This window comes from Lactobacillus nasalidis, assembly GCF_016587775.1.
GTDB classification, from domain to species: Bacteria; Bacillota; Bacilli; order Lactobacillales; family Lactobacillaceae; genus Lactobacillus; species Lactobacillus nasalidis.
The window spans coordinates 1-7,990 of the sequence record NZ_BOCG01000327.1 but is presented as its reverse complement, the minus strand read 5'-3'; the positions used below and the strand labels follow the sequence as shown (position 1 = coordinate 7,990).

At 51.7% G+C, this 7,990-nt stretch carries 8 protein-coding genes; 5 read left to right on the top strand and 3 right to left on the bottom strand.

Going from position 1 to position 7,990, the window contains the following annotated elements; translation table 11 throughout:
* A partial coding sequence (locus lacNas_RS06260; RefSeq protein WP_201330370.1) for an RrF2 family transcriptional regulator occupies positions 1–323 on the bottom strand: 323 nt, incomplete at its 3' end.
* A gap of 284 nt (positions 324–607) precedes the next feature.
* Between lacNas_RS06260 and lacNas_RS06255 the strand changes: the two genes are divergently transcribed.
* From lacNas_RS06255 to lacNas_RS06240, 4 genes are all read left to right on the top strand, one after another.
* Positions 608–1,531, top strand: a complete 924-nt coding sequence (locus tag lacNas_RS06255) for an ATP-binding cassette domain-containing protein (protein WP_201330369.1) — start codon at positions 608–610, stop codon at positions 1,529–1,531.
* A 1-nt stretch (position 1,532) separates the two neighbouring features.
* Positions 1,533–3,053 (top strand): ABC transporter permease/substrate-binding protein, encoded by a 1,521-nt coding sequence (locus tag lacNas_RS06250; RefSeq protein WP_201330368.1) that lies wholly within the window; start codon positions 1,533–1,535, stop codon positions 3,051–3,053.
* Between the two features lie 214 nt (positions 3,054–3,267).
* The gene (locus lacNas_RS06245) at positions 3,268–4,707 is read left to right on the top strand and encodes an NADP-dependent glyceraldehyde-3-phosphate dehydrogenase (RefSeq protein WP_201336329.1); all 1,440 of its coding nucleotides are present in this window, start codon (positions 3,268–3,270) and stop codon (positions 4,705–4,707) included.
* A gap of 155 nt (positions 4,708–4,862) precedes the next feature.
* On the top strand, positions 4,863–5,774 hold the full coding sequence (locus tag lacNas_RS06240) for a homoserine O-succinyltransferase (RefSeq protein ID WP_201331883.1): 912 nt from the start codon (positions 4,863–4,865) through the stop codon (positions 5,772–5,774).
* Between the two features lie 70 nt (positions 5,775–5,844).
* Here lacNas_RS06240 and lacNas_RS06235 read toward each other — a convergent pair whose 3' ends face one another.
* Positions 5,845–6,597, bottom strand: coding sequence for a PrsW family intramembrane metalloprotease (locus lacNas_RS06235; RefSeq protein WP_201331882.1), 753 nt, complete (start codon positions 6,595–6,597; stop codon positions 5,845–5,847).
* A 96-nt stretch (positions 6,598–6,693) separates the two neighbouring features.
* Here lacNas_RS06235 and pcp point away from each other — a divergent pair, with 96 nt between their 5' ends.
* On the top strand, positions 6,694–7,305 hold the full coding sequence (gene pcp / locus lacNas_RS06230) for a pyroglutamyl-peptidase I (protein WP_201331881.1): 612 nt from the start codon (positions 6,694–6,696) through the stop codon (positions 7,303–7,305).
* A gap of 52 nt (positions 7,306–7,357) precedes the next feature.
* Here pcp and lacNas_RS06225 read toward each other — a convergent pair.
* A partial coding sequence (locus tag lacNas_RS06225) for an Rpn family recombination-promoting nuclease/putative transposase (protein ID WP_201346696.1) occupies positions 7,358–7,990 on the bottom strand: 633 nt, incomplete at its 5' end.

Here is a 7,990-nt window from a genome sequence, read left to right as displayed (position 1 = left end):
GTCGGCTGGATATTGCCGCCGACGATGCATTCCGGATTGGTCTCATGGTCGATTGAAAAAAGGGGGCTGTGACCCTCCGTTGCCAGGTAGATCTCCAGCAGGCTGATGTCCTTGGGCTCCCGCAAAAGTTCCGGATCCGGCGACCCATGGGTTGTCTTGATGAAGCCTGCATCCCGCAGATTGGCCATCAAGCGCCGCACGACCACCGGCGAGGTATTTAATGAACTGGCAATATTGCTGCTGGACAAAGTGACTTTCCCCTTGTAAATGACCAAAAACGCCAGCAGGTGGATGCTGTCGCTGAAACGCGTCGAAACTTTCATCTTTCTGCTCCTTTGCACATGTAACTTTTGCAATTACTAATATAAAGCAAAATTTACCAAAAAGCAAGCAGGATTTTTCCCTTGCCGCAACGACGGCTGGCCAGAAAGCAAGCCGATAAGGCGGATGCTTTTCATTATAGGCCTCCTATATTGGCGCAAGTCTTGCCAGCAAGTCCGCCGAAAAAATCGCAAAGCCTGCATCTTTTTACTTTACAAGTACTGCGTCCGGTAGTATGCTTTAACAAGAAACTATTGAAGTTACATGAATTGCAGAGGGAGAGAACATGATCGAATATCGCAACGTGGGAATGACGTACGGAGAGAACGTCATTTTGAAAGACATCAACTTAACGATCAATGACGGCGAACTCTTTGTCCTGGTTGGCCCGAGCGGCAGCGGGAAGACGACCCTGCTCAGAATGATCAACCGCTTGACCGCGCCGACCGCCGGCGACGTTTGGCTGGACGGTGACCGGGTCAAGGACTGCGATCTGCGACAGCTGCGCCTGCATATGGGCTATGTCCTGCAGACCAGCAGTCTCTTCCCGAACTTGACAGTGGGCGACAATGTCACGATCCAGCTGGAAGAGGCCGGGGTCAAAAAGGCCGAGCGCCGCCAGCGGGCGCTGGAATTGCTGAAGCAGGTGGGGCTGCCGGGTGAAAAATACCTAGACCGGTTTCCAAGTGAACTCTCTGGCGGCCAGCAGCAGCGGGTAGCCATTGCCCGGGCTATGGCCAGCCGGCCAAAGCTGATTCTGATGGACGAATCTTTCAGTGCCTTGGATCCGGTCTTGCGCCGCCAGCAGCAGGAGCTTCTGCTGGACCTGCACCGCCAGAGCCAGACGACGGTCGTCTTCGTGACTCATGACATGCAAGAAGCCCTGCGCCTGGGCGACCGGATCGGCGTGATTAAAGACGGGGAATTGCTGCAAGTCGGTTGCCCGGAAGACATCCTGCAAAAGCCTGCCAACGCTTTTGTCGCCGACTTCTTCAAAAGTGCCCGTCCGCGGCTGGGGACCATGGGGGAACTGCTGGCCTGCCCGGAACTTGAAAAACTTGCAGCAGCCGGCCTGCCGCAAGTTGAGCGGGTTGAAGAAGTCACGGAATTGCCTGCAGAAGACGGCCTTTTGAAGTTCAGCTGTCAGGGCCGCGGCTACCAGATCACGGTTGCTGGCCTGCTGCGTTATTTAGGAAAATTGGGGGACTAAAATGAAAGAACTGATTAATACAGCAGCCTCGCACCAGGGGCAGATCCTCGCGGCTCTTGGCGAGCACTTGCTTTTGTCTGTTGAAGCCCTGCTGATTGCCTGTTTGCTCGCGATTCCTTTGGGGATGCTGCTGGCCCACAGCAAAAGAGCCGGGGAAGTTGTCTTTCAGATCACCAGCATCATCCAGACCATCCCCAGCCTGGCCTTGCTGGGCCTGTTGATTCCCCTGGTCGGGATTGGGACGACTCCGGCTTTGATCGCCCTAACGGCTTACGGGGTGATGCCAATCTACCAAAACACCTATTCATCCCTGCGCAATATCGACCCCAACTTGGAAGAAGCCGCTGATGCCTTTGGCCTCAGCCGCTGGAGAAAGTTGACCCGGCTGGAATTTCCGATGGCTTTGCCGATGATTCTTTCCGGCGTCAGCATCTCTTTGGTCATGATCATCGGCACGGCTACGCTGGCCGCCATGATCGGTGCCGGAGGCCTGGGGACTTACATCATGCTGGGCATCCAGCAAAACAACAACACCTATCTCTTGATCGGTGCCGGCCTGTCAGCCATCTTGACCCTGGCCATGTCGGCTCTGCTCAAGTTCATGTCTTCTTCTAAGAAGCACTTCCAGCTGACAGCAACGGTTTTGGCAATCTTGGCGCTCGGCCTTGGAGTCAGCCAAATGCCGAAGCTTTTTTCGCCAAAACAGGAAGAAGTAGTTATTGCCGGCAAGATGGGCAGTGAGCCCGACATCTTGATCAACATGTACAAGGACCTGATCGAAAAGGACAATCCAAATGTCAAAGTGGCGGTCAAAAACAACTTTGGCGGCACCAGTTTCCTGTTCAGCGCGCTAAAGAGCAGCAAGATCGACATCTACCCGGAATTTACCGGCACGGTCTTGCAGGGTCTGGTCAAGGAAAAAGTGGCAACCCCGCATGATCCGGCCAAAACCTACCAGCTGGCCAAAAAGCTGCTTGCCAAGGAATACCAGCTGAGCTACTTGAAGCCAATGAAGTACCAAAACGGCTACGACCTGGCCGTCACGAAGACTTTTTCCAAGAAACATGATTTAAAGACTCTGAGCGATCTGGCCAAGCTGGATTCTTCCCTAACCGCGGCTTTCGACCCTGATTTCACCAACCAGCAAGACGGCTATCTGGGGTTGAAGAAGGCATACGGCCTCAATCTGCAGGTCAAAACCATGGAGTCAGCGCTGCGCTACAAGGCCATCGCCAGCGGGAAGGCCGCAGTCGTTGACGGCTACACGACCGACCCGGAAATCCGGCAATACGGCCTGGTGGCCTTAAAGGACGACAAGAAATTCTTCCCGCCTTACCAGGGCGCGCCTTTGATGAAGACATCCTTTGCCAAAAAGCATCCCGGCATCGTCAAGAGCTTGAACAAATTGGCTGGCAAGATCAGCGAAAAAGACATGCAGCAGATGAACTACCAGGTTTCCGTCAAGCACGCGAGTGCCAGCAAGGTGGCCCGGCGGTATTTGCAGAAACATGGTCTGCTCTGATTTTAAAATTGGTAGGTACTATTCCAACAAAGCATAGTACTATCTGAAAGAAGAAATTTTCAAATGGGAAATTCTGACCTATACTAAGAAACGTAATCAAGAGTAATTACAAGACAAAACCACCAGAAAGCTATTGAAAACATTTTTGCAAAAAACTTGCAAAAGCTTAAAGTTGGCTTAAAATGTAAGTACTAATACGAAAGGAGCTGCTCTCTTGACAGAACACTATTTAAACTATGTCAATGGCGAATGGCGGGACTCCGCTGACGCGATTGAAATTTTTGAACCAGCAACTGGCAAGTCCCTGGGTACTGTTCCAGCTATGTCACACGAAGATGTCGACTACGTGATGGACAGCGCCAAGAAGGCTTTGCCGGCATGGCGGGCTCTTTCATACGTTGAACGGGCTCAATATTTGCAAAAGGCGGCCGACATCCTTTACCGCGACGCTGAAAAGATCGGTTCAGTCTTGTCCAAGGAAATCGCCAAGGGTCTCAAGTCATCTATCGGCGAAGTCACCCGGACGGCTGAAATCGTCGAATACACCGCTAAGGTCGGCGTTACCTTGGATGGGGAAGTCATGGAAGGCGGCAACTTTGAAGCTGCAAGCAAGAACAAGATTGCCGTTGTCCGCCGGGAACCAGTTGGCCTGGTTTTGGCTATTTCACCATTCAACTACCCAGTCAACCTGGCTGGCTCAAAGATTGCTCCGGCTCTGATGGGCGGGAACGTCGTTGCCTTCAAGCCGCCGACACAAGGGTCAATTTCCGGTCTGCTTTTGGCCAAGGCCTTTGCTGAAGCCGGCTTGCCAGCTGGTGTCTTCAACACCATTACTGGCCGCGGCCGGGTGATCGGCGACTACATCGTTGAACACCCAGCTGTCAACTTCATCAACTTCACCGGTTCCAGTGCTGTTGGCAAGAACATCGGCAAGCTGGCCGGGATGCGGCCAATCATGCTGGAACTTGGCGGCAAGGACGCGGCCATCGTCTTGGAAGACGCTGACTTGGACCTGACGGCCAAGAACATCGTTGCCGGTGCCTTTGGCTACTCAGGCCAGCGGTGTACTGCAGTTAAGCGGGTCCTGGTCATGGACAGCGTGGCTGATGAATTGATCGAAAAGGTCAACGCTTTGGTCAAGGACTTGAAGGTCGGCATGCCGGAAGACGACGCTGACATCACGCCTTTGATCGACACCAAGTCTGCCGACTACGTACAAGGCTTGATTGAAGAAGCTGAAGAAAAGGGCGCTAAGCCGTTGTTTGACTTCAAGCGTGAAGGCAACCTGATCTACCCAATGGTAATGGACCAAGTCACGACCGACATGCGGCTGGCTTGGGAAGAACCATTCGGCCCAGTTCTGCCATTCATCCGCGTCAAGTCAGCTGATGAAGCAGTCAAGATTGCCAACGAGTCAGAATACGGTCTGCAAAGCTCCGTCTTCTCACGGAACTTTGAACGGGCCTTTGCCATTGCTGGCAAGCTGGAAGTCGGCACGGTCCACATCAACAACAAGACCCAAAGAGGTCCGGACAACTTCCCATTCCTGGGCGTTAAGAGCTCAGGTGCCGGAGTGCAAGGTGTCAAGTACTCAATCCAGGCCATGACCCGGGTTAAGTCCGTCGTCTTCAACATTAACGACAACATTGACTAACAACTTAATTTGACTTCACATGTCTATCCTGAGAAAGCCCGCGCAAGCGGGCTTTTTCTTTTGCAAAAGTTTAAAAGAATTAATTCTTTTGTTAGCTTTTTTTCAGAATTAATGGTAAATTAAACGAAAGAATTTTAAACAGGAGACGATTGAGGATGCCAATTACTTTAGACAAAAAGCTAGCTGCCATTGATGTTTTGAGGCAGGAGAATATCTTCGTCATGGATGAGCAAAGGGCCATGACCCAGAACATCCGGCCTTTGAAGATTCTGGTAGTCAACTTGATGCCTAAGAAGGCCAATACTGAAGTGCAGTTGCTTCGCCACCTGGCCAACACCCCCCTGCAGCTGGAAGTTGAATTTCTCTATATGGCCAGCCATAAGTCCAAAAATACTTCCAACGAATACTTAAAGAACTACTACCGGACTTTTGCCGATATCAAAGACCGGCGCTATGATGGGATGATCATCACCGGTGCCCCGGTTGAGCAGCTGCCTTTCCAGGAAGTCGACTATTGGAGCGAGCTCTGCCAACTGATGGAATGGTCCAAGACCCATGTCTATTCCAGCCTTCACCTTTGCTGGGGCGCCCAGGCCGGTTTGTACTACCACTTTGGAATTGACAAGCAGCCTTTAAAAAACAAGCTGTCTGGCATCTACGAGCAGGAAGTGACGGGGGCAAGCCCGCTTCTTCGGGGCTTTGACGATTCCTACCGCTGTCCGCATTCCCGCTATACCACGATTTATCCAGACCAACTAAAGGAGAGCAGCCTGCAGATTTTGGCAGAGGGGCCGGAAGTGGGCGTGGCGATCGCGGCAAGCAGGGACTTGCGGCAGATCTTCAGCTTCGGCCATTTGGAATATTCAAGAGACACCTTGTCTGAAGAATACCACCGGGACGTGAAAGCCGGTCTTGCTCCGCTTTTGCCGGTCAACTATTTCCCAAGCGACGATCCGGAGAAAAAGCCGCGCCTCACCTGGAGTCTGGCGGCTTCGACCTTCTTCAGCAACTGGATCAACTATGCCGTTTACCAGGAAACGCCATATGACCTGGCAGAGCTGGATTAGCTGTTTTCTGAGAAAAAAGAAATCTGCCCCTGCATGACGCGAGGGCAGATTTTTTGCTTGAAAATTTAAATCAGAAGCGGAAGTTTCGCCGGTCGATTTCAAAGTACTTGTCGTTTTTGGACATCTTGTTTACCAAACGGAAGGAGATGAAAAAGAGGACGGCGATGAAGGCCAGGAAAATCCACTGGCCATCGGCGGAATTGAGCGAAGCCACGTAGTCGTAGCTGCCGTGCAAGGCAGCCGGAACGACAACGGCCAGAACGCGGAAGAGCTTGGAGCGGAAGTCCTTGCCCAAATAGGCATAGCCGCGGGCCAGGCCGTAGAAGATCCCCATGAAGACCCCGAAGCAGGCGTGGCCAGGGATGGCCGTCACGGCCCGGACTAAGGCAGTAGAGAAGCCGTAAATGGTGACATAAGAAATATTTTCCCAAAGGGCAAAGCCCAGAGCCACAAAGACACCGTAGACGACCCCGTCGTACTGGCAGTTAAATTCTTGGCTGAACCAGGACCGGCGCTTCAAGAAGAAGTACTTGGAGCCTTCTTCAGCATAGGCAACGATCACGAAGTACATGATAACGTTGTAGATTGGGTCTTTTTGGGAGACAAAGCTGGTTAAGACGCCGTTGGCGATCCATTCAAGGATGCCGGCGACAACGGCCGACCAGATCCCGCCAGTGACCATTTTGCGCAGGATATAGGGGCTTTCCGGCTCCAGCCGGTCGGACTGATAGACCTTGATCATCAAAAAGATAGCCGGAATGATCGCGGCCAGGATAAGGAGCCAGTTGTAGATCAATACTGGTTCAAGGAAGAAGAAAAACATGTTGGACCCACTTTCTATTGTTTGTATACCTATCTAGTTTACTAGCAAGAGAGACTTTTTTTCAAGAAAGTGCCTAAAAAAGAAAAGGACTAAAAAATGACCAAAGTATTAGTGACGGGTTTCAACCCCTTCAATCATGAGAAAATCAACCCGGCTATTGAAGCCGTAAAATTGCTGCCGGATGAAATTGCTGGCTGTGAAATCGTCAAGCTGCAGCTGCCGACCAGCTACCTGGAAAGCGAGAAAAAATTGAAAACAGCCGTGGAAAAAGAAGATCCAGATTTCCTGTTAAACGTTGGCCAGGCAGGCGGCCGGGCATGCCTGACACCAGAACTGGTTGCCATCAATTATGATGATTGCCCGATCGCGGACAACAGCGGGGACAAAAGAGAAGGGCAGGCAATCGATCCAGAAGGACCAGCTGCTTACTTTACCCAGCTGCCGGTTAAAGATATGGTGAAAGCAATCAAAGAAGCCGGCATCCCGGCTGAAGTGTCGACTACGGCCGGCTGCTTCGTCTGCAACCATGTCATGTATTACGCACAGAGTTTGAGAAAAGAACATCCAGGGATGCAGGCCGGCTTCGTTCATATTCCGTTTTTGCCAGAGCAAGTGGTTAAGCGGCCAAACACGCCGTCTATGCCGCTAGACACGGCAGTGGCCGGCTTGAAGGCTGCAATCAGAGCCTTTTTGCTGAAGGCAGACTAGACTGATCCATAAAGAAAAGCGGACAGGCTTGGTTTGTCCGCTTTTGTGTTGCCTACTTTTTCTTGAGCAGGTCCTTGTACATGGCCCGGTCCGCTTCTGGGATGCCCAAGAGATCCATGGCCCCGTCTGGAGTCAAGTTGGTGGTTTTCAAGATGTTGATCAAGTGGTCTTTAGTAACTTCTTCGGCAGTTTCCTTCTTGGCCCGGTCAACCTTGACCTGGATAAATTGTGGCAGTACTTCAGTCATGGTGGTCACCTCGTTCTTATTTCTTTTTCCCAATTCCTTGATTAATTCGTCATAAGCATGGCTGCCCGACAGGGCGTCCATCATATCCAAAAGAAGCTTCACATCTTCTACCGACAGCTTCTTGGCGCTTGGGTGGTATTCTTCACCAGCATTGGTCTGGATGAAATATTCCGCCAGGCAGAAAAAGGCGCTCTTGAAACACTTATCCAGCTCTTTTGCATTCAAGTCGCTGATCCGGTAAAAAGCCTTGATCTTGTAATCACTGATCAGCGGCCGCATTTCCTCGGGGAGCTTTTGCAGATTGATGTTCCCCAGCAAATTCCGGCTGTAGTTCCAAGCTTCTTTCCCGTAGTATACCACCAGCGTGAGCACGGGATAGAGCTTTTTGCTCTTGGTGAGCTGGTAGCGGTAGGCCGCGGCATCGTAGTTCATCACCCG

Excerpts from the sequence above, each read along its gene's own strand:
- lacNas_RS06250 (WP_201330368.1), top strand. The coding sequence starts at position 1,533 with ATGAAAGAACTGATTAATACAGCAGCCTCGCACCAGGGGCAGATCCTC.
- lacNas_RS06255 (WP_201330369.1), top strand. The coding sequence starts at position 608 with ATGATCGAATATCGCAACGTGGGAATGACGTACGGAGAGAACGTCATT.
- lacNas_RS06240 (WP_201331883.1), top strand. The coding sequence starts at position 4,863 with ATGCCAATTACTTTAGACAAAAAGCTAGCTGCCATTGATGTTTTGAGG.
- lacNas_RS06235 (WP_201331882.1), bottom strand. The coding sequence starts at position 6,597 with ATGTTTTTCTTCTTCCTTGAACCAGTATTGATCTACAACTGGCTCCTT.
- pcp (WP_201331881.1), top strand. The coding sequence starts at position 6,694 with ATGACCAAAGTATTAGTGACGGGTTTCAACCCCTTCAATCATGAGAAA.